This window comes from Olivibacter sp. XZL3 (assembly GCF_004368405.1).
Taxonomy (GTDB): Bacteria; Bacteroidota; Bacteroidia; order Sphingobacteriales; family Sphingobacteriaceae; genus Olivibacter.
In genome coordinates this window covers 137,025-157,887 of the sequence record NZ_SBJH01000095.1, presented here as the reverse complement: position 1 = coordinate 157,887, position 20,863 = coordinate 137,025, and the positions used below count along the sequence as shown (strand labels likewise).

The 20,863-nt window shown below is 45.9% G+C and carries 17 protein-coding genes; 8 read left to right on the top strand and 9 right to left on the bottom strand.

Translation table 11 applies throughout. The annotated features are described in order from the left end of the window. The first annotated feature begins 72 nt into the window (after positions 1-72). The 4 genes from EPX21_RS22800 (at position 73) to EPX21_RS19090 (ending at position 1,863) form a co-directional block, all read left to right on the top strand. On the top strand, positions 73-246 hold the full coding sequence (locus tag EPX21_RS22800) for a hypothetical protein (protein WP_166670817.1): 174 nt from the start codon (positions 73-75) through the stop codon (positions 244-246). 35 nt (positions 247-281) lie between these two features. Further along, positions 282-1,076, top strand: a complete 795-nt coding sequence (locus EPX21_RS19100) for an SDR family oxidoreductase (RefSeq protein ID WP_134091268.1) — start codon at positions 282-284, stop codon at positions 1,074-1,076. 174 nt (positions 1,077-1,250) lie between these two features. After that, a complete protein-coding gene (locus EPX21_RS19095; protein ID WP_134091267.1) occupies positions 1,251-1,607 on the top strand; it encodes a PAS domain-containing protein in 357 nt (118 codons plus the stop codon). A 40-nt stretch (positions 1,608-1,647) separates the two neighbouring features. After that, the gene (locus tag EPX21_RS19090; protein WP_134091266.1) at positions 1,648-1,863 is read left to right on the top strand and encodes a hypothetical protein; all 216 of its coding nucleotides are present in this window, start codon (positions 1,648-1,650) and stop codon (positions 1,861-1,863) included. A 283-nt stretch (positions 1,864-2,146) separates the two neighbouring features. On the opposite strand, the gene glgB is transcribed toward EPX21_RS19090, so the two are convergent. From glgB to EPX21_RS19070, 4 genes are all read right to left on the bottom strand, one after another. Further along, complete coding sequence (gene glgB / locus EPX21_RS19085; protein ID WP_134091265.1) at positions 2,147-4,075, bottom strand: 1,4-alpha-glucan branching protein GlgB; 1,929 nt, start codon at positions 4,073-4,075, stop codon at positions 2,147-2,149. 18 nt (positions 4,076-4,093) lie between these two features. Further along, positions 4,094-7,411: a maltose alpha-D-glucosyltransferase gene (gene treS / locus EPX21_RS19080; protein WP_134091264.1), complete on the bottom strand. Its 3,318-nt coding sequence runs from the start codon at positions 7,409-7,411 to the stop codon at positions 4,094-4,096. A gap of 6 nt (positions 7,412-7,417) precedes the next feature. Further along, entirely contained in the window at positions 7,418-9,361 is a 1,944-nt protein-coding gene (locus tag EPX21_RS19075) for an alpha-1,4-glucan--maltose-1-phosphate maltosyltransferase (RefSeq protein WP_134091263.1), read from the bottom strand. Positions 9,362-9,650: 289 nt separating this feature from the next. Continuing rightward, on the bottom strand, positions 9,651-11,099 hold the full coding sequence (locus EPX21_RS19070) for a PQQ-dependent sugar dehydrogenase (RefSeq protein ID WP_134091262.1): 1,449 nt from the start codon (positions 11,097-11,099) through the stop codon (positions 9,651-9,653). Between the two features lie 398 nt (positions 11,100-11,497). On the opposite strand from EPX21_RS19070, the gene EPX21_RS19065 reads away from it, so the two are divergent. After that, complete coding sequence (locus EPX21_RS19065) at positions 11,498-12,031, top strand: DUF4142 domain-containing protein (protein WP_134091261.1); 534 nt, start codon at positions 11,498-11,500, stop codon at positions 12,029-12,031. Between the two features lie 28 nt (positions 12,032-12,059). Then, a complete protein-coding gene (locus EPX21_RS19060) occupies positions 12,060-12,890 on the top strand; it encodes an MBL fold metallo-hydrolase (RefSeq protein ID WP_134091260.1) in 831 nt (276 codons plus the stop codon). Between the two features lie 13 nt (positions 12,891-12,903). Here the strand turns inward: EPX21_RS19060 and EPX21_RS19055 are convergent, their stop codons facing one another. The 5 genes from EPX21_RS19055 to EPX21_RS19035 all read right to left on the bottom strand — a co-directional run bounded on the left by EPX21_RS19055 (position 12,904) and on the right by EPX21_RS19035 (position 17,239). Next, positions 12,904-13,278 carry an STAS/SEC14 domain-containing protein gene (locus EPX21_RS19055; RefSeq protein WP_134091259.1) on the bottom strand — a complete coding sequence of 125 codons (375 nt, stop codon included), beginning with the start codon at positions 13,276-13,278 and terminating at the stop codon, positions 12,904-12,906. Positions 13,279-13,287: 9 nt separating this feature from the next. After that, positions 13,288-13,686 (bottom strand): hypothetical protein, encoded by a 399-nt coding sequence (locus EPX21_RS19050; RefSeq protein WP_134091258.1) that lies wholly within the window; start codon positions 13,684-13,686, stop codon positions 13,288-13,290. Between the two features lie 72 nt (positions 13,687-13,758). Further along, a complete protein-coding gene (locus EPX21_RS19045; protein WP_134091257.1) occupies positions 13,759-14,136 on the bottom strand; it encodes an SPW repeat protein in 378 nt (125 codons plus the stop codon). A gap of 2 nt (positions 14,137-14,138) precedes the next feature. Next, positions 14,139-14,978 (bottom strand): manganese catalase family protein, encoded by an 840-nt coding sequence (locus EPX21_RS19040; protein WP_134091256.1) that lies wholly within the window; start codon positions 14,976-14,978, stop codon positions 14,139-14,141. A 251-nt stretch (positions 14,979-15,229) separates the two neighbouring features. Continuing rightward, on the bottom strand, positions 15,230-17,239 hold the full coding sequence (locus tag EPX21_RS19035; protein WP_134091255.1) for a PAS domain S-box protein: 2,010 nt from the start codon (positions 17,237-17,239) through the stop codon (positions 15,230-15,232). 317 nt (positions 17,240-17,556) lie between these two features. Here EPX21_RS19035 and tkt point away from each other — a divergent pair, with 317 nt between their 5' ends. Next, positions 17,557-19,566, top strand: coding sequence for a transketolase (gene tkt / locus EPX21_RS19030; protein WP_134091254.1), 2,010 nt, complete (start codon positions 17,557-17,559; stop codon positions 19,564-19,566). Between the two features lie 72 nt (positions 19,567-19,638). After that, positions 19,639-20,772 (top strand): transaldolase, encoded by a 1,134-nt coding sequence (gene tal, locus EPX21_RS19025; RefSeq protein ID WP_134091253.1) that lies wholly within the window; start codon positions 19,639-19,641, stop codon positions 20,770-20,772. The last annotated feature ends 91 nt before the right edge of the window (positions 20,773-20,863 follow it).

The following is a 20,863-nucleotide window of genomic DNA, read 5'->3' as shown; positions in this document are numbered from 1 at the left end:
TTGATCCAAGAGAAAGAAATTTAACCGGCTCCGAAAAAAAGTAGCCCAAAAACTTGTAATTAATTAGAGTATATGAAAAAGCACGAAAAAGAACAGACCCCAGAAAGCACCGAATTCGATAGAGAAGAATCCGTTGGCGATTCGGCATTGGCCGAAAATCAGGAAGGCAGAGACGAAACAAAACCTATCGACGAAGACGAATCGCTTGGTGCCAGCAATCTGAACGATAAGAAAAAAAATAAGTAAGGATTAGTGATCGGTAGCAAATTAAAGGAGATATTATGGAAAACGAGGCAAAATCGTATGCACTGATTACGGGTGCAACGAGCGGTATAGGCTTGGAACTAGCCAAATTGTTTGCGCAAGACGAGTACAACTTGGTATTGGTGGCCCGCAGCGAGCAGGAATTAGTAAATGTGGCAGATGAATTACGCACAAATGGGAGAGAGGTAATTACTGTCGTGGCCGATCTTTTTAACCCAGATGCTCATTTTTCGGTATATGAGGAAGTAAAGGCGTATGGGATTGAGGTGGAGGTGCTTGTAAATAACGCAGGCCAGGGCGTATACGGAAAATTTATCGAAACTGAGTTGCAACGCGAGCTTGACATTGTACAATTGAACGTGAGTGCCTGTATCGTGCTAAGTAAATTATTCATCAAAGATATGGTGCAGCGCGGCAGTGGAAAAGTGCTGAATGTGTCTTCCATTGCCGGTAAGATCCCCGGGCCATACCAGGCGGTATATCACGGAACGAAGGCCTTCATCCACTTTTTCAGTGAAGCAATCCGAAGTGAACTGAAAGATACCGGCGTGACAGTTACGTCGTTGCTGCCCGGAGCAACCGATACAGATTTCTTTAGGAAAGCGGATATGGAGGAGTCAAAAATAGTGCAGGATCAAGAGCTGGAAGATCCGGCTTTCGTTGCAAAGGAAGGGTATGAAGCGCTGATGGCCGGTAAAGATAAGGTGGTAACAGGATTTAAGAACAAGATGTTTGTGGCTATGGGCAATGTAAGTACCGATGAGGCCGCTACCGAGCGAATGGGTGATATGCAGAAGCCAGCCGACCAATAGCCGGTCAGCTGTTTTAAAAAAAAGTCACGGTTGTCTTTTTTATAGATCAATCGGCGGTTTTTTTGAGGCACTTACTGTTTAATTTTGGAATTTTTTTAACAATAATCTAGAATTTAATGCCTTTTATTCTTGGAATGGTTTTAGCAAAAGGTAGTTAACCCTTTAGTTAGGAATATGAATAGACTTGCTTTAAATAATCCGCCAGTGCAGTTGGGAGCTAATACGACTTGGAAGCCGATCGCCGACTCCGGATCTTTGGATATTGATCCGCATCAAACCATTATGGTTATGGATGAAACAGCAGCGAATTTGCTAGGTTTCGATCGGCAAAGAACGATAGGCTACAATGTGTGGGACATTTTATGCGCCTCATTGCCCGCTTATCATCATCAAGCGGTAAATGCGGCTATTAATAATAGAGAAAAGGGTGTAATTCGCACGCGATTAAGCAAAGTCGATATTCCAGTTTTTTTAACCGTGGTGCCCAGAGGTAATGGATATATAACGATTACCATATCGAAGATTTCTTAAGTCGACGATAAAGTGCGGTTCGTATAGTAAAGTTATTACGATGGTATTTAAAAAAGGACCTGCGAAAAATGAAGCGTTAAATGTCACGACCTCACTTAGGGAGGCGTTGGAAGGGGATGGGGTGTTGCATTCGCTTTCAGACGAGATTAAATCATTGGCCTTTAACGAAGAGGGAACTTATCGTCTGGAACAGCTACTCGTTGACCATAACGGACGGCTAAAGGAGGTCGTTTTTAACGGCAAGCATTATAGATAAAGATTATTCTTCTAAATTGTAAAGTTTAGTGCCACCACGTTGTCGAGATGACATCGTGGTTTTTTTATGAAACATACATAGAATAGGCGAGCCTGCTCCCTCGTAATCCAAGCGGAGTGCGTTGTTAGATTCAGTGTTTGTGTGCGAGATAATGGAAGGGTTATTGCGTATAGAAAGAGACGTGTTGTTTTAGTATTTTTCCACTAAAGCCTCTTGCTGTCGAGAGATAACAAGGGGCTTTTTTTGGGACTTATTCGGGTTATATAGCGGAATTAGCGTGAGATCAATAATAGCCGTGCTTATATTTCACGACGATAACGCTTAAGGGCGGAAGCAGAAGCGACAACGAATGGGTGCGACCATGATAGGGGATCGGTGCAGCTTCGATAACCGCATCATTTAATACGTCACTTCCATTATATCTGAGATTGTCAGAATTAAGAATTTCAGTATAAAAGCCGCTTTTATGCACACCGATACGATAGTTTTTTCTTACAATAGGGGTGAAGTTTGCGATGAAGAAAAGGCTGTCGTCTTCCTCGTCACTCATTCGAACCCAGCTGATGACGCTGTTTACAGTATCGTCTATAGCATTCCATGCAAAGCCTTTTGGGTCATAATTGTGGATGTACATGGCCGGTTCTCGCCGATAAAAGTCATTTAAATCACGAATGAATAGGGATAGCCCTGCGTTTGCAATACCGGTTTGCTCGTCCCAGTTCAAGGAATCGTCATGCTGCCATTCATCCCGTTTTCCGTATTCTGCGCCCATAAAAAGCATTTTAGCTCCTGGATGTCCATACATAAACGCGTACAATAAGCGGAGATTGGCAAACTGCTGCCAAGAATCGCCAGGCATTTTTTGCAAGAGCGAACCCTTCCCATATACCACTTCGTCGTGTGATAAAGGAAGAACAAATTTTTCGGAAAAAGCGTAGACCATGCTGAAGGTCAGCTGACTTTGATGATGGCGACGATAGATGGGATCTTTTTGGAAATACGCTAAGGTGTCGTGCATCCATCCCATCATCCATTTGAAGTCAAAACCCAAACCGCCTCTTTGGATAGGACCCGTAACATTTGGCCAGGACGTTGATTCTTCTGCGATGGTGAAGGCTCGTGGGTAATATACATGTACAGCATCATTCAGTTCTTGAAGAAATTGAATCGCTTCTAAGTTTTCCCTGCCGCCATATTTATTTGGAATCCACTGACCGTCTTCCCGCGAATAGTCCAGATAAAGCATAGAGGCAACGGCATCTACACGTAAGCCGTCGATATGGTACTTCTCTATCCAGAAAAGAGCATTTGAGATTAGAAAGGCGCGTACTTCATTTCGATCGTAATTAAAAATGCTGCTCTTCCAATCCGGATGAAAACCCTTCCTCGGGTCGGCATGCTCGTACAGGTGCGTGCCGTCAAAGAAGCCCAATCCATGTTCGTCGGTAGGAAAGTGAGAAGGCACCCAATCCAGAATGACGCCTATACCCTGTTGATGAAGGGTGTCTACCAGATACATGAAGTCTTGTGGGCTCCCGTAGCGGCTGCTCGGTGCGAAATAGCCGACAACTTGATAACCCCACGATCCGTAAAAAGGGTGTTCCATCACCGGCATAAATTCGACATAATTGAAGCCAAGCTCTTTACAGTAAGCAGGTAGTTCCAAAGCGAGTTCTCGATAGCTTAAGAAGCTCTTGCCCTCCATTCCCTTCCGTTTCCAAGAGCCTATGTGTGTTTCATAAATCGTCAAAGGAACGGTAAAAATGTCGGTATGGGTTTGTTTCTCTAACCACCGCTCATCATGCCAAACGTAGCTTAGGTCGACGAGGCGAGAGGCGGTCCGCGGTGGCTCTTCCCAGCTATACGCATAAGGATCTCCTTTTTCAACCTCATAGCCATTATATCCCTTAATATAATATTTGTAAAGATCTCCCTCCCGTCTTTCCGGAATATACAATTCCCAGATTCCGGAGTCGTCGGGTCTGCGAGACATGACATTTGCAGTACGGTCCCAGTAGTTAAAGTCGCCAATGACGGACACCTGTTCCGCATTAGGAGCCCATACGGCGAAGTAAGCGCCTTGTCCATTCGCCTCGCTCACTAAATGGGCTCCCAGCTTATTATAAAGCTGGTAATGTTTGCCCTCCTTAAACAAGCCTAAATCGAAGGCTGTGAATAGTGGTATGGAATCGGTCTGCGGATTTGTATTCATGATCATTGATTCGTATGCCTAAACTTCTTTTAAAATTGCCTTGATTCCGCGTAATGGAACAATCAACCAGTCGGGCCGGTTGTTAATCTCGTAACTTAGTTCATACACGGCCTTTTGTAGCAAATATACGTCCATCATTATTTTCAAATCATCCAATTCTGACGGTATAAATGCCGCCTCCTTCACTTTGTCGAGGTAGGCCCCCATGAAAAAGCCGCTCATATAGTGATACCATTGCTCAACAAAGGGCGTCAATATTTTCATGTCATCCTTTCGCACTTGATTGTCTAAGAACAAACTGCCAAAAGCGGCATAGTGTAACGAGCGCAGCATACCGGCCACATCACGCAGTGGGGAGAACTTCAAGCGCCTTTCGCTGTAGCTTCTGGCCGGCTCGCCCTCAAAGTCCAATATCAGAAAATCTTTCCCTGTGAAAAGTACCTGACCCAGATGGTAGTCGCCATGAATACGGGTTTTGATAGCCTCGATGCGACGGCCATAGATTCGCTTCATAGTGCTCAGCACCTTCTCACGAAGCGACAAGACCTCTTTTGCTTCCGCCTGCGTTTCTTCGTTAAGATTTCCGAGGTTTTTCTGAAGGCTTTGGAAGCTCGCTCTTACCAGCGACTGCAGAGACGAATACAGAGAACGTTGATAATGTAAAGAAAACGGTTCGGGCTTGAACTCCGGCTGCTCCGTTGGCTTCGATAAGGCTAGGTGCATTTCTGCTGTTCTTGTGCCCAGTAGCCTAACGGTCTCCGCCAAGTTTCCTTCGAGTAATAGCTGCATGTTCTCTGGTATCTGGTCGAATGCGAGCGGGCGCAATAAATTTCCCTTCGCTTCCTCTAGCAATGAGTTAGGATCTGAATGGGACAGCACTTTTTCGTTAAAGTCATTTAGGCGGTCGAGCATATAAGCCCAGCCGTCGCTATTGCTTTTAGCCATTTCCTGCATCATGGCCAACACCATTGTACGGCCGGATTTAAACTCCCACTGTATCCGTCCAAGATAGGCCGGGACGTGTTTAAACCGGGCTTTTCCTGATAAATAGGCGATCATTTCGACATCTGGATTAATAATCGCATCGACCTTTCGGTAAATTTTTAAATAAAAGGTATTGTCGTATACAATGGAGGTATTGCTCTGTTCGGCACTGAGTACGCGTGGTCTTGGCCTCGGATTCGCTATCAAATGGCTTTTTACCTTCCTGTTCCCTAAAAAGGTGAGCTGTCCGTTTTTTTGACTGGCGCGGCGATTTCCAACCATGTTGGAAATAATGGCCTGTTGCAGTTCGATTCCGTAAATAGCATCGTACAGAACACCTTCATTATTGCCAATTTTTAGCAAAGCAATGATCGACTGTGGGCAGTTGTCTTGTAGTCGATAGGAAAATTGGCCTTTACCGAATGCCACAGGCAGCTGATACATTTCCGGCAGTCCGTCGCGGTAAGACACTTCTATTAGCAGCACAAAACAAGTTCCTTCCTCCATTCCAATAGTGGCATGGTCGATAATGCGGAGGCTTTCAGGGCCTTTGCCTTTCCCACCAAACCAGCGTAATTTCATCATGTAATCCACCAAGATGCCGTGTTCCAACCGCCCAATAGTGGGGTCTTCCAACAGTTCTTTCCAGTCGCCGATCTCAATTAGGTCTAACCTATCATCGTTTTCCATTTCGGGATGGACTTTCTCCAATAGAAAGGTTTGACTCGCATAAGGCCCCAAAGTGAAAAAATAAGGGGCATCTTCCTTTATAATGGGGAACCGGTTGCGACTTAAAATTTCAATCGGCACAAAGCCTTTATAAGCTTCCAGAAACAGTTCTGCAGCCTGAGAAAAGCGCGAAAGGTTGGCGACGACAAGCATAATTTCGTCTTCATAGCTTCTTGTAAAAGCCAAAATCTTGGCATTTTCACTGTAGATGAATTGAATATCGCCGCGTCCAAAGGCCTTATATTTTTTACGCGTACTGATCATTCTTTTCATCCACCAGAGGAGCGAAGAGGTATTTCGCGATTGGAGTTCAACATTGACAGATTCGTAATGATATTCAGGATCCAGAATGAGCGGGAGATATAAGCGTTGCGGATTAGCCTCGGAGAAGCCTCCGTTTCGGTCGGGATGCCATTGCATGGGCGTACGGACGCCGTCCCGATCGCCCAGGTAGTAGTTATCGCCCATACCTATTTCATCACCATAGTATATCACCGGGGTGCCGGGTAAGGAGAATAGTAAAGAATTCAACAGTTCGATTTTCTTTCGATTGTTCTCCATCAAAGGTGCCAAGCGGTGCCGAATGCCTAAATTGATTCTAGCAACGGGATCTTTAACGTAAACCTTATACATATAATCTCGCTCCTCATCAGTCACCATCTCAAGTGTAAGTTCGTCGTGATTTCTTAAGAAAATAGCCCATTGGCAAATGGTTGGAATGGCGGGCGTTTGCTCAAAAATATCGATAATGGGATATCTGTCTTCCATTTGCAATGCCATAAACATCCTCGGCATAACCGGAAAGTGGTAGTTCATATGACATTCATCGCCATTTCCAAAATAAGCCGCCGAGTCTTCCGGCCACATGTTGGCTTCTGCCAAAAGGAGGGTGCCCGGGTAATGGAGGTCGATATGCGCACGAAGCTTTTTGAGAAAAGCATGTGTTTCCGGCAGATTTTCGCAGTTGGTGCCTTCTCGTTCAAAGAGGTAAGGAACCGCATCGAGCCGAAAGCCATCAACTCCCATTGCGCACCAATAGTTCAGTATATTGAACACTTCCTTTTGCACCAAGGGACTGTCATAATTGAGATCCGGCTGGTGATGGAAGAAACGATGCCAATAGTACTGTTGGGCTACCGGATCCCACGACCAGTTTGAGGTCTCAAAATCCTGAAAAATTATACGCGCTTCTGCATATTGCGTGGGGTCATCAGTCCAAACGTAATAGTTTCGGTAATCAGAGCCTTTGGGAGCGTTGCGCGCTCGCTGGAACCACGGATGTTGATCGGAGGTATGGTTAATAACCAGTTCGGTAATTACTTTCAGGCCACGTTTGTGCGCTTCCTTCAGAAGACGTTTAAACTTTTTAATATCCCCGTACGATGGATTGATATTATAGTAGTCGGCAATGTCGTATCCGTCGTCGCGCAGCGGCGAAGGATAAAAAGGAAGCAACCAAATGGTGTTAATACCCAAATCTTTTAAATAGTCAAGTTTTTGGAGTAGCCCATCAAAATCGCCCACGCCATCGCAGTTTCCATCGCGGAACGCTTTAATATGTAGCTCATATATGATGGCATCTTTGTACCAGTGAAGCTGGTTGTCTAATTGGCCGTTTTCCATAACAAATTATTGGTTTACATAAAAAACATGGGCTGGCATGAGATAAGGGTTCAATTCAATATAATTCGACTCACCGAACCATTCATATTTGTCGCCGCTCAACAGATCGAATAGGTAATAGGAGCGGCTTTCGTCGAGTTGAAGCACGGATAGCGGAATTTTGACCAAAGCTCCTTGTGTATGAAATAGATCAAGATTTACGGCAATGATTAATCTGTCCTGAGCTTCATGATCCACTTTTACATAACAAATGAGCTGATCGTTTTGGCTTTCCGCAAATTCAATGTTATACGTGTTCTGCAACGCTGGATGCTGTTTTCTGATTCTGTTAAGTCGGGCGATAATTTCTCCTGTTCGGCTATATCGGTTCCAATTCCAATGTTTTATTTCATATTTTTCATTATTTGTATATTCTTCTTTTCCCGGATGAGGATCGTTTATTCCAAATTCATATACCGGCCCATAAAGTCCATAGTTGGCAGAGAGCGTGGCGGCCAGTATGACGCGTGTGATGTGAGCATTTTCTCCGCCTTCACTCAGTATAGGCGGCAGGATGTCGGGCGTGTTGGGCCAAAAGCAGGGCCTAAAGTAGTGCCGCATCTCGGTCTTCGTAAGCTCGCGCATGTAGGTCTCAAGCTCCCATTTTGTGTTACGCCAAGTGAAATAGCTATACGACTGGTTGAAGCCGCCTTTAGCCAATTGCTCCATAATTCTAGGTCTGGTAAAGGCTTCGGCAAGAAAAATGACCGACGGTTTCTCTTTGCGGATTTCTCCAATTACCCATTCCCAGAAAGCAAGTGCTTTTGTATGCGGATTGTCTATCCGGAAGATGCTGATACCCACTTCAATCCAATAATCAAGTACACTTTTAAGCTCATTCCATAGGTTTTTCCAATCCGCTGTTTCAAAGTCAAATGGAAGGATATCTTCGTAACGTTTTGGCGGATTTTCGGCGTATTGAATGGTTCCGTCAGGCCGCCATTTAAACCAGTTTGGATGAAGCTGCACATAGGGATGATCGGGGGCACATTGAAAAGCGATGTCCATTGCGATCTCTATGTCGTAGTCCTTAGCGGCGCTTATTAATTCCTGAAAGTCCGCCAAGGTGCCTAACTGTGGGTGGATCGATTTGTGTCCGCCGTGGCGGCTACCTATAGCCCAAGGTGACCCGGGTTCTTCCGGATTGGCTACGAGCGCATTGTTCTTTCCTTTTCTTTTCACCTCACCGATGGGATGAATAGGCGGCAAATACAGTACATCAAATCCCATTTGAGCAATCCGCGGCAATAAGCGTTGTACATCACGAAAAGTGCCGTGGTGCCCCGGTATTGCTGCTGTTGATCTTGGGAATAGCTCGTACCAGGTACTGTATCCCGCTTTACGCCGCTCCGCCTCTATTTTGTAAGTCGGAGTAACAGAGGTGAACGCCTCTCGACGGTGTAAGCGCATAATGAGCCTTGCTTCTTCGGTCAATTCTTTTAGTAAGTCTTCGTCTATATGGCCTTCCCGTAAGGCGGTTATCCACTGATTAAGTTTCGCGTCGGGAGTGCTGAGCACGGCAGCGGCCTCTTCTAGCAAATTCGCACCGATTAATAAGTCTACGCGGACATCCTGATTGGCATTCAGCTTTTTCACTAAACCACTTATCCAGGAGTCATAATGATTTACCCATGCTTTTATGGCGAAAAGGTGTACGCCTCTCTTTTCAAAACGATAAGAGGCAATCCAATGATCGTTAATCAAATGCCGCATGCCGACTTCCTGCCATTCGCTGTCGTTCTCATGCCTGATGAACAAGCTGGCCGATAACTGGTCATGCCCGTCCGCAAAAATGTCGGCCGTGAAATTGAAAGCAGTATGTACGGTCGCCTTCGACGGATAGGCACCATTATCAACAGTAGGCATAACCCCGCTGATATAGACCCGTCTTTGACCTGTTATGTTATTCATCCCCGATTTAATTTTGAATGCATTTGGAAAAGCACTATCTTATTATGTCTCAGAATAGTGCCATTGTATAACCGCGAAAGCGGCCAACCAAAAAATACCTTGTTTTTTTGCGTTGCAGGCTATAAGCGGCTTGAAAGCGGCCTTTAAAAAGCCTGATAGCGCTAACTATTTTATATTTGGAATGATTTTTATTAGGTACTGAATAACTTACACTACTATAGCAGATAATGCATGTTGGTGTCTTGAAGATGTCGCTGCGCGCTCCTACTGTGGCCTTAAAATTTGAGGTTTAACGGTAGGTGAATACTAAAAGACAGCCGCGCAAATCCGTTTCGTCGGGGTTCTCTTCGGTCGGACCAGAGGTGACGGATGATCGGTCGGTAATCAGGTAGATCGTTCTACCGTCGGGCGAGATGGCCAGATCGCGGTAACGCAGTTTTCCTGCAAAGTATTCTTCGGGCTCGCCTACTACCCGTCGGCCATCGTCCGAAAGCTGTAAACGAATTAACTTGCCGGCCTTCAGCGTTGTAATCAACAGGCTATTCTTCCAACCAGGTATCTGTGCTGCGGAATACGCTTCGATGCTACTGGGGGCGATCGACTCCCACTCCGGGCTTTTGGAAGAGACAATGGCTTCCAACAGATTTTTAAGTGATGTATTGTCGGTCGGATTAAATGCATAAAGCGGATTCCGATAGTTGGCTCCGAGTGTCGCGGCGAGTTTTTTCTCGTCGGTGATCAAGGGATAGGTCGTATGCCATTTCCCTGGCAACTCTCCTTTATCTGATGCCCCGGCAGCCAGCCCGTTGTAATTGCCGTCGTCGTAACCGATTATCAACGGATGTCCGTAATTTTTGCCGGCTTCGATGAGGTTTATTTCATCATCCGAAAAGGGCCCGTGTTCGCAGGAATAGATTCTGTCTGCATCATTTATCGATAGGTAAGTTAGGCCCTGAGGATTGCGATGTCCAACGCTGTAGCTTGCATATTGCGTTCCCTCCCGGTTAAAGGGGTTGCTATTGGGTATCCATTGGTGCTCAGGCTGTTTGTCTTCATCCGGCTCCAAATTATAACGGAGTATTTTTCCCTCTTTTATGTCGGGGTTTTGTGCGTGGTTGGTGCGCCCCCCATTATCGAATTGGCCGGCACCTAAATCGCCTACACTATAAAACAGAAAGTGTTTGTCGCCCTGGGCTGCAATAAGTAAACGTCCGCCATTATGATCGTTGCTTCCCGGTATATTTGCGTCTATGGTTTGCGGACTTTCGAGTTGGTTCTGCTCTTTGTTGTATCGGTAACGCACAATCTTAGTGCGGAAGAAGCAACCGCCGAAAGCAAGGGCACAGCCCTTCCCTGCTTTGTCCTTTCCTTCGAAAGCATACACAAAGGCAATGTAAACGTAGGGTTTGCCTCGTAAAAAGTAGGGATGTAAGGCCATCCCCATTAAACCACCCTGCGGCCATGGTTTACCTGCTGTTTTTAAGGTGTCGTATCTGGGAAACTCACGCTCAGAATTTAGGTCTAAAACGACGGCCTGCTTCCCCGTTTCGGGATCTATCCGGAGAATACGGTATCCCTTAGATTCAGTGACCCACAAGTGATCATCAGGCCCATAGCTTACCTCCCACGGATCGGCGAGATTTTTAGCGAGGATGCGTCGATCGAACTTTGGTTCCTGCGGATGGGGTTTGAACGTTAATGTGTAAAATAAAATAATAAATAAAATGTACAGATTCATAGATGATATACTAGGACGTCTATCATCTATACAAAACCTCTCCAAAATATTTTAATAATAAAAAAATAAGCTTTTTTGAATTTTAAGTACTTCGAGAACGATCATGTGAAAAAGCGATGTAACACGCTTAAAGCCGCTGTTATGATCTTTTTAGGACACAGAAAAAATCCTGCCAAAGAGTGATTCGGAAAATGCCTGGGGTAAATGGTTAATTTCGGCTTAACATTTGATAGTGTTATATGAAAATACAGGCATGCGCGGTGAGCGTGGTCCTGTGTGTAACAGAAAAAAATAACCAGTGAAACCACTTGAGTTCTATTCAGAAAAAATAACAACTCATATAACCTGTCTTCTACGGTAGGCAGGACTTCATTGCTTTTAAAAACAAATTTAGTTAGATGAAAAAGTATCTGATTTTTGCGTTCATGTATTTGCTGGTCAGTCATTTGGTGTTGTCGTGCAACGATGAGGACGATAGCACGCCCAATATGATGGATAATCAACACTTCGTTTCGGCGGCCGCGAGCAGCAATCAATTTGAAATTTTGGCTGGCACGCAAGCGATTGAAAAAGGAAATGCTGAAGCGGTAAAGAACTTTGGAGAGCACATGGTAAACGACCACGGGGCAGCGGGCGAAGAGTTGCAAGGAGTCGCGGAGACACAAGGCTTTACAGTACCCACAGAACTTGCGGCGAAAGAGCAAGCGAATTTAGACCAGTTGACCGCTCTGACCGGCGAAGCCTTCGATCAAGCTTTTGCTCAGATAATGGTAAAGTCGCATGAGGATGCGGTAGTGCTATTCACAGAAGCTGCCAGCCAAAACGGGGTGCCGAATAGTGCATTAAGAACTTGGGCCAATGAAAAAATACCAACCTTGGAAGCGCACTTGGAGGACGCTAGAACGTTAAACGTGCAGTTGAATCCGCAATAGTTGCCGTAAGGGGGCGTAAAACATTATCATGAAACAGAGCAAGGATCATAAATTTATACCGATTACCTCGTCGAATAGTAACAGCGGTCGGGAAATAACCGAAGACGTGTTTTATTACACCAATCAGATCGTTAACATCGTGATGATAGGCCAAGCAGGAAAGGAGGGATGGGTTTTAGTTGATACGGGTATGCCGAAATGTGCAGAGGAAGTCCTAGGTATCGCAAATGCTCGTTTTGGAGCCAATCCGCCCGCAGCAATCTTGCTAACACACGGGCATTTCGACCACGTGGGGAATATTGTCTCTCTGTTGGAAGCATGGGCTAACACGCCGGTCTTCGCTCACTCCTTGGAATTTCCGTACTTAACCGGCATAAAGGATTATCCCGAACCTGATACATCGGTAGAAGGGGGAATGTTGGCCAAACTTTCGGTCCTTTATCCGCATCAGGCCATTGATATTGGTGAGCGGCTTTCGCCTCTACCGGAACAGGGCGAAGTGCCTTTTTTATCCGATTGGCGTTGGATACATACCCCGGGCCATTCGCCCGGGCAAGTGGCGCTGTTCAGAGAACGTGATAGGATGCTGCTGTCTGCCGACGCCGTTATTACCGTTAGGCAAGATGCACTATACAAGGTGTTAGTCCAGAAAAAAGAAGTCAACGGCCCACCACGTTACCTAACAACCGATTGGAAAGCAGCCTGGGATTCGGCTGCCAAACTGCAGCAGTTGAAGCCCCGCGTTTTAATTGCCGGACATGGCGAGGCGATGGAAGGCGATGCATTGGATGTAGGATTAAGCAATCTGGTTGCCGATTTCGATAAAGTGGCGATCCCTCAATACGGGCGGTTTGTTTGACCCTGCTACCTGATTAAGTTTCCAAGGGGGCCGAAACCCATTCCCGCGCCAATTCTTGATCTTCAATTCGATAAGTGCGGATTTCGCCGTGTACTAATGGACTTAAGAGGTCGTACGCTTTTCGCACCCATTTCTGATCAGATATAATTGCCATTCGATTCCATTTAGTGAAGTGTTCGAAGCTCACTTTGACATACTCCACAAAGGCCATAAAGCTGTATTCCTCAAATCCGGTTTCCAATAACACGAAAAAGTTGATGAGTGGATAAGAGGCAGCCACTTCGTCCACACGATGCATTACCACGTCTTTATATTCCTCTTTGTTTACGCTTCCCTGTGCGCGATAGGCCGCCACATGCGGTGGAAAGTTGTGCAATAGTGTTACCATATTTATAATTTAGCGATGATAAATATGCCGCTCTCCCGATCTGTGCATATAGATGCGCTGCGACTCCCGAACGGTGAGTAGGCCGGATAAGCACAGGCCAAGGCCCATAATGAGGTGGAAAGCGTAAGTCGTTTCAGAGAACATATATAACCAAGGCGAAAGAGCCAAATAAGCGCCCCCGAAAATGTCGGCGTATAAATGGATGTCCATCGGAATGGTTTTCCGTATGCCGCCTTCATAGTTCGTCAATAAAGACATGCCTAGGATCGTTATACCAAATAAAATGCTCAAAACCGTAGCGGGTCGTTCTTGGCTAAAATGAAAAAGAAAAGGGGCCGCTAAGAGCAGCAAGCCGGCGCCATAATCGAGTATCGCGTGCAAGATTCGTGGAAAAAGTCGTACTAACATAAGTATTCAATTTGTTGTCTGTAATTGTTAGAAAAAATACAAGCAGGAGTTTTTCAACCCTGCTTGTACGGTCTAGCTGAGTACACCTTTCGGGTTCACCCCATGCTGACTCGCTGGCGCCGTGCAGACGCCCGCAATAATGGAAAACAAGCCGACGAGCAAATGCGGTAAAAATACTTCGTCACTGAAGTTTAATATCCAGGGAGACAATGCTAGCAATATTCCGAAGATCACGTCCATTACCAAGTGCGTCGGCAAAGGGATAATTTTAGCAACCCCGCCTTCATGCTTTGTAAGTAGTGTCACTGCTAGCACTAAGATCCCCACGACAATAGCGCTATACTTTGCAGCCGCAATATGGGAGAAACCCAATAAAGCTGGTGCGAATATTAATAGGATTCCTACTATATAATCTAATATAGCGTGAACTCGTCTGCTAATGAATTTCATAACTATAGATTTTTATTTACCATTTGCTCGGTTTGTGCATAGCCTTCTGGGATTGGTGGCGCCAATACGGGTTCTTCTCCTATCGGGGTGCCATGCTCGAAGGTGAATACGCCTTTGCCGTCGACGGAAGTTCCATCGGTCCATCGAGCGATCGGTTTTTCCGGAAGGTTAATATCTGTTGAGATGAAAGAATAGCTGAAGGCGCTAACTTCTTCGTCCCTCGGGAAGCTGTTCGGTATCGGATGTGCGCTTGGCCCGCCTAGTTCTTCCAGAACAGCTAGCCACTGATTTTGGTGCATGGTATCTCGCGCGATCAAGAAGGCCAGCATGTCTTTCATCCCCGGGTCGCTAGTCGACTCCCACAATCTGGTGGCCAAGGTGCGTCCCGTCGACTCGGCCATTACATTGGCATACATATCTGCTGCCAGATTACCGCTAGCCACCACCCAGGAACCGTTGAACGGTACACCATTAGCGTCGGCTGCCATCGCTGCCAAGCCTGCAGATAAGTAATGTCTCGGGTCCATGCCACCCATAATCTGCTCGACCACAGGGTTTGATGATACGACTTCGTCAATGATGGAGCCTTTTGCACCTTCCAAATTAAGCGCGACTGCCGTGCATAACATCTCAATATGAGATATTTCTTCGGTGCCCGTCTCTAAAAGCATATCTCGGTACTTAGCAGGCCCTCTGGCGCCCCAAGCTTGAAAAAGATACTGGAGACACACTCTGATCTCTCCTTCGATACCGCCGATGGCTTGTTGTAATAAGCGAGCAAACTGCGGATTGGGCTTGTCTACCCTAACCTTGTACTGTAGTCTCTTGTCGTGAAAAAACATATCTGACTTTCTTTAAGTTAAAACGATGTAAACGATCATGAGAATATTGTGCCACAGCGATAAGCGCATCAGGAGGCTTAGAAGCTTGGGGAAAAGAAGACGTTAGCGAATTAAATGGGCTAGTGCGCTATAGGGTAAAAAGGACGTAGAAAAAACCTTGCCAAAACCTTGATCTCCCAGTCACAAGCGAGGCAGCTCATCAAAGGCCGGGTGTGGCTGGCATAAGACGTCTTGATCTTAACAGTAATCGGTTAATTTTTGGGAAGCGGAAGTGAAATCACAAACTCGCTGCCCTTGCCATACTCGCTCGTCAATTGAATTGTTCCAGCATGGCGTTCCACAATTTCGCGCGAAAGATAGAGTCCTATGCCTAAGCCTGATATCCCAGAGGTATTGTCGGCACGATAAAATCGGGTAAAGATTTTTTGCTGTTGGGACGGCGTCAAACCGATTCCCTTATCTTTAATGCTAATCTCAACAGAGCCCTCTTTCCTTTTACAGCCAACCCACACGCGGTCGGCGTCGGGCGAATACTTAACCGCATTACTCAGGAAGTTAATGATGACCTGTTCAATACGTTCTTTGTCCGCTTTGATATAAACAGGCGTTTCTTGGGCGTCAAGTATAATCCGATGGCTATTTATCGAAAAGCTGAACGCTTCTACAGTTTCGTGTAAAAGCTCATTTAAGTCAAAAAATTCTGTATTGAATTGAAGCTTTCCCGCTTCTATTTTTGAGACATCCAGCAGCTCTGACACCAATTTGTTCAGTTTGTCTAATTGTTTGAGTCCTTTGTCGACAAACAAGGAGGTCATTTTGCTGTCGGGCCCTTTTGCTAAAAGTTGTAAATATCCGTAAACACTCGTTAGCGGAGTTTTGAGCTCGTGACTGGCCAGGGCTATAAATTCGTCCTTTTTCGCATTTAAAGCTTTGACTTCTTCAAATAACCTCGAATTGTCTAAGGCCACCGCGGCTTGTGCCGTAATATTGCTGATAAGACTCTCATGGTGTAAACTGAACTTGCCCGGTTCTGGATGTCCTAAAAATAGCGCACCCATAACGACCCCCTTTGCAGAAACGACCGGCGCAGCTAAATAGCTTACTACTTGCGGATGACCGCCGGGCATTCCATAAAACGGCTGATTTTGCCCGTAACGGGGATCTTTCGTGATATCGTCCGATCGTACGATCTCTGTTCCGTTAAAGGTAGGGTGGAGCAAAGCTGTATCTCGAGGTATCGGTAAGTGTTTGGCCGCTTCTTCCGGATAGCCAGATACCGTAAAACGTATATTGGCAGTACCATCTTCATCTACCAAGTTATAAAAGAACGTACCATAGGCGGCGCCCGTAACTTCTCTACTGGCGTCTGTAACTTGTTGGAGCGTACTCTGTACATCTAACTTCGAGGAGATGGTTTGACTAATCGAATTCAGGGCTTCCAAATCGCGTGTGTATTGGTAAATAGCATTTTGAACCTTCACTTCGTCAGAGATGTCGCGCGCAATTTTTGAGGCGCCAATGAGGCGCCCCTGTTTATCCTTTATTGGAGATACGGTAAGGGAAACGAGCAGTTCCTTACCATATTTGTTTAGTCTCACTGTTTGGTAGTGGTCTACCTTTTCTCCTTTACGTATCTGACCGAGAATATATTCTTCCTCACTTAAACGGGATTTGGGAATTAGAATAGTAATCGATTTTCCAATCACTTCTTCTGCCGCATAACCAAAAAGTCTTTCGGCTCCTATATTCCAACTTGTGATAATGCCCTCTAAGCTTTTACTGACAATGGCGTCATCAGATGATGCTATGATGGATGAAAGAAAAGCTTGCCGTTCTTCTAATGAAGCTTTTTCAGTGATATCTATTAAGGTAGTGTGTGCACCGACGACTTGACCTGCCGCGTTACGAATGGCTCTGGGGAAACTTAATACCTTCTTAATAGTTCCGTCAGGACGCTCAATAATCACTTCTGCTTCAACAAGCACATTCATCCCCGTCGCTGCCAGTGCGGTAGGCGATTGCTCTAATGGTAATTCGCTACCGTCACTATAATACATTTTATAAGCGCCGCTCCAACGATCTTTTTTTACATCCGGCGTTCGGCCCCAAAGAACAACGGCGGCCGCATTGTAAAAGGTGATAACACCTTCCCGGTTACAGGCGTAGATCGGTACAGCAGAATTGTAGACAAGATCATCAAGCGAAAAGCCGGCATCGTGCCTAAAATAACGATGTGATGCAGATGTAAAAGTATCTCCCATAGTCTAAGCCATTATTGTTTTGAAATGGATTGTAAAGATAGGCTATTTATCAATAGTTTGGATTTGGATTTGGAAATCATCACAAATAAGGTGCCGATCGGCTTGCTAAAGTGTACCGTCTTCTCGATGCTGAAAAATATGCTTTCCGTGTTACTTGTCATATCAGTTGCCAATTTATGACCTAATGTCAAGAAATCTAACACTATAGATACTTAAATTTGTTATGGTAACTAGGGTAAAATGGAATGCCGAAGGCCGGAGGTCTGTGCGCGAGCTGACCACTACCAGCGAAAGTTAATTATTATAGATAAATAAAAATGGCAAAAGAAAGCAGTAACACCTTAGACGGATTAGTTGTCAACACCATCCGTTTCCTTGCAGCCGACATGGTGCAACAAGCAAACTCTGGCCACCCCGGCCTCCCCTTAGGCGCCGCTCCGATGGCGTATGTATTGTGGAATCGGTTTTTACGGTTTAATCCGAAAAATCCGAAGTGGCCAAACCGCGATCGCTTTGTGCTTTCTGCTGGTCATGGTTCCGCCTTACTATACAGTTTGTTACACCTGTACGGTTACGATTTACCCCTAAGCGAATTGCGGCAGTTCAGGCAATTAGGCTCAAAGACACCCGGTCATCCGGAGTCTGTGCTGACCCCCGGGGTCGAAGTGACAACAGGGCCCCTCGGTCAGGGTTTTGGAAACGGAGTGGGAATAGCTATTGCCGAAAGGTTTCTGGCAACCAAATATAATAAAGAGGATTATCCGCTGATAGATCATTATACCTATGCGATTGTTAGCGATGGCGACCTCATGGAAGGGGTGGCCGCCGAGGCGGCGTCTTTGGCCGGACATTTGAAGCTTGGGAAACTTATTTATCTGTATGACGATAATGCGATCTCCCTGGACGGGCCCACTAATTTAGCCTTCACGGAAGATGTGCCCGCGCGTTTTAGAGCCTACGGTTGGCAGACCCTCACGGTAGAGGACGGCAATGACTTGGAGGCGATCGAACAGGCAATCTTAACTGCACAGGCGGAAACGGAGAAGCCGTCTTTAATTTCGGTAAAAACGATTATAGGTTACGGCAGTCCACAACAGGGCACCAATAAGGCACATGGTAGTCCCTTAGGCGAGGAAAATTTGAAAAAAACCAAAGAGTTTTTCGGCTGGGACCCTGAAAAGAGCTTTTGGATCCCAGATGAGGTGAAAGACTACCTAGCAGAGGTGGAAGAAAAGGGCATGGAGCTGCAACGTGCTTGGGATGAGCTCTTCGCAGGATATGAACAAAACTTCGCAAAGGAAGCGCATGACTTAACGATCAGCTTCGACGGGCAATTGCCGGAGGGATGGGATCGCGACATGCCTGTTTTTAAGGCCGGAGAAACGCTCGCTACTCGAGAAGCCTCTGGAAAAGTGCTCGAGATGTTGCGACAAAATATAAGTTGGCTCATTGGCGGCTCTGCCGATTTAGCGAGCTCCAATAACACGCCCATTAAGGGTGATGAAAGTTTTCAGCCTGGGCATTACGACTTACGCAATATTTGGTTCGGCGTTCGCGAACATGGAATGGGTGCCATATTGAATGGCTTAGCATCTTATGGAGGTACGCGGGTATATGGGGGTACCTTTCTGACTTTCTCCGACTATATGCGGGGAGCTATCCGCCTGGCCGCACTAACGAAGGCACCGGTCACTTATATCTTTACACACGATAGTGTAGCTTTAGGGGAAGACGGCCCTACCCACCAGTCTGTTGAACATGTGTCGGCTTTGCGCTTAATTCCAAATTTAACGGTAATTCGGCCAGCGGACGCCTGCGAAACTATAGAGGCTTGGAAGATCGCTATGAGCCGATTAAAAGGGCCGGTTGCTTTGGTCCTGTCGCGTCAGAAATTGCCTGTTATTGATCAGGAGCAATATGCTTCAGCAGAGAACCTGAAAAAAGGTGGTTATATCTTGCGCGATTGTGAAGGAGCTCCTGATATTATCCTCATGGCAACGGGTTCGGAAGTGCAGTTGGTGCTGAGAGTGCAAGAACGCCTTTCGAATGAAGGCATTAAAGCACGCGCAGTAAGCCTGCCCTCCTTTGAATTGTTTAATCAGCAAGATCAGGCCTATAGAGACCAGGTTCTTCCTCCCCGCCAAGGTAAACGCTTAGCCGTGGAAGCAGGAGTGACGTCTTTATGGTATCAATATGTGGGTGTCGACGGCGACGTAATTGGCATCGATACATTCGGCGAATCAGGAGAAGGCAAAGCCGTGATGGAATATTTCGGGTTTACGGAGGCAAATGTATACGAGCGAGCGGTAAAACTCCTCAACCGCTGATAGCAGCACCAAGCTGTTGCCTAATCCGGCTCCCAGTATATAAATAAATAATGAATCATTAATATTTTAAAAATGAAAGATAAAAATCCATTAGCAAAGATTCCTGATTTTGGCCAAAGTATATGGCTAGATTACATCAAGCGATCGTTTATCCGGTCCGGTGAATTGAAAAAATTAATAGATGAGGACAATTTGAGAGGCCTTACCTCCAACCCGGCGATCTTTGAGGAAGCGATTGCTCGGAGTGAAGATTATAACGATACCATTACGGAATTGGGAAAGACGGATTTGTCAAACGAAGACATTTTTCTCCAATTGGCCATTGAAGACGTACAACATGCTGCGGACGTGTTTAAGGATGTATATAGGGATACCAATGGTCTCGACGGCTACGTAAGTTTGGAGGTTTCGCCCAGTTTGGCTTTAGATACCGAGGGATCGATTGCCGAGGGGCGATCATCATGGAGCGCGCTCGATCGTCCAAACGTAATGATTAAGATACCGGGAACGAAGGAAGGTCTGCCCGCAATCAAACAGTTGATCAGCGAGGGCATTAACATTAACGTAACCCTACTTTTTGGCTTAGATCGCTATCGTGAAGTGGCAGAAGCCTATATCGAAGGGCTGGAAGAGCGGGCAAAAAAAGGTGAGCCTTTGGAACAGGTGGCCTCTGTAGCGAGCTTCTTTTTAAGTCGCATCGATACCATGGTGGACCTCATGTTGGACGAAATTAGTGCGAAAGATGCCAGTAAAGCGACTGCGGCGAAGCAGATAAAGGGACAGGTGGCCATTGCAAGTGCTAAGGTTGCTTACAGCATTTACAACGAGCTTTTCATGTCGGACCGCTTTTTAGCACTGGAGGCGAAAGGTGCTAAACCGCAACGTCTGCTATGGGCCAGCACAAGCGTTAAAAATAAGGACTATGATGATTTGATGTACGTTGAAGCATTAATCGGTCCGCAAACGGTAGATACCTTGCCTAAGGAAACCCTCGATGCTTACCGCGACCATGGTAAACCTGCTGCTCGCTTAAAGGAAGATTTAGAGCATGCGCGTTATACGCTTTACAAGCTAGAGGATATCGTAGGCATCAGGTTGGCCGAGGTGACGCAGCGATTAGAAGAAGAAGGAATTCAAAAGTTTATCAAACCGTTTGACAGCCTAATGACCGTTCTAGCACAAAAGCGGAAGGAGGTTGTGTCTTAGTGCAGTAAAAAACGAAAATTGCATTTGAAAGCAATTTTATCTAAGTTTGGCAAAAAAAGCAACATGAATATGTCCCTTCAGAGAAAAAGGG

What these genes read in the sequence shown, in the direction of transcription:
- EPX21_RS19075 (WP_134091263.1), bottom strand. Translation starts at nt 9,361, where the DNA reads ATGAATAACATAACAGGTCAAAGACGGGTCTATATCAGCGGGGTTATG.
- EPX21_RS19045 (WP_134091257.1), bottom strand. Translation starts at nt 14,136, where the DNA reads ATGAAATTCATTAGCAGACGAGTTCACGCTATATTAGATTATATAGTA.
- EPX21_RS19035 (WP_134091255.1), bottom strand. Translation starts at nt 17,239, where the DNA reads ATGGGAGATACTTTTACATCTGCATCACATCGTTATTTTAGGCACGAT.
- EPX21_RS19070 (WP_134091262.1), bottom strand. Translation starts at nt 11,099, where the DNA reads ATGAATCTGTACATTTTATTTATTATTTTATTTTACACATTAACGTTC.
- EPX21_RS19090 (WP_134091266.1), top strand. Translation starts at nt 1,648, where the DNA reads ATGGTATTTAAAAAAGGACCTGCGAAAAATGAAGCGTTAAATGTCACG.
- EPX21_RS22800 (WP_166670817.1), top strand. Translation starts at nt 73, where the DNA reads ATGAAAAAGCACGAAAAAGAACAGACCCCAGAAAGCACCGAATTCGAT.
- EPX21_RS19065 (WP_134091261.1), top strand. Translation starts at nt 11,498, where the DNA reads ATGAAAAAGTATCTGATTTTTGCGTTCATGTATTTGCTGGTCAGTCAT.
- EPX21_RS19040 (WP_134091256.1), bottom strand. Translation starts at nt 14,978, where the DNA reads ATGTTTTTTCACGACAAGAGACTACAGTACAAGGTTAGGGTAGACAAG.
- EPX21_RS19060 (WP_134091260.1), top strand. Translation starts at nt 12,060, where the DNA reads ATGAAACAGAGCAAGGATCATAAATTTATACCGATTACCTCGTCGAAT.
- glgB (WP_134091265.1), bottom strand. Translation starts at nt 4,075, where the DNA reads ATGAATACAAATCCGCAGACCGATTCCATACCACTATTCACAGCCTTC.
- EPX21_RS19050 (WP_134091258.1), bottom strand. Translation starts at nt 13,686, where the DNA reads ATGTTAGTACGACTTTTTCCACGAATCTTGCACGCGATACTCGATTAT.
- EPX21_RS19095 (WP_134091267.1), top strand. Translation starts at nt 1,251, where the DNA reads ATGAATAGACTTGCTTTAAATAATCCGCCAGTGCAGTTGGGAGCTAAT.
- EPX21_RS19100 (WP_134091268.1), top strand. Translation starts at nt 282, where the DNA reads ATGGAAAACGAGGCAAAATCGTATGCACTGATTACGGGTGCAACGAGC.
- treS (WP_134091264.1), bottom strand. Translation starts at nt 7,411, where the DNA reads ATGGAAAACGGCCAATTAGACAACCAGCTTCACTGGTACAAAGATGCC.
- tkt (WP_134091254.1), top strand. Translation starts at nt 17,557, where the DNA reads ATGGCAAAAGAAAGCAGTAACACCTTAGACGGATTAGTTGTCAACACC.
- EPX21_RS19055 (WP_134091259.1), bottom strand. Translation starts at nt 13,278, where the DNA reads ATGGTAACACTATTGCACAACTTTCCACCGCATGTGGCGGCCTATCGC.
- tal (WP_134091253.1), top strand. Translation starts at nt 19,639, where the DNA reads ATGAAAGATAAAAATCCATTAGCAAAGATTCCTGATTTTGGCCAAAGT.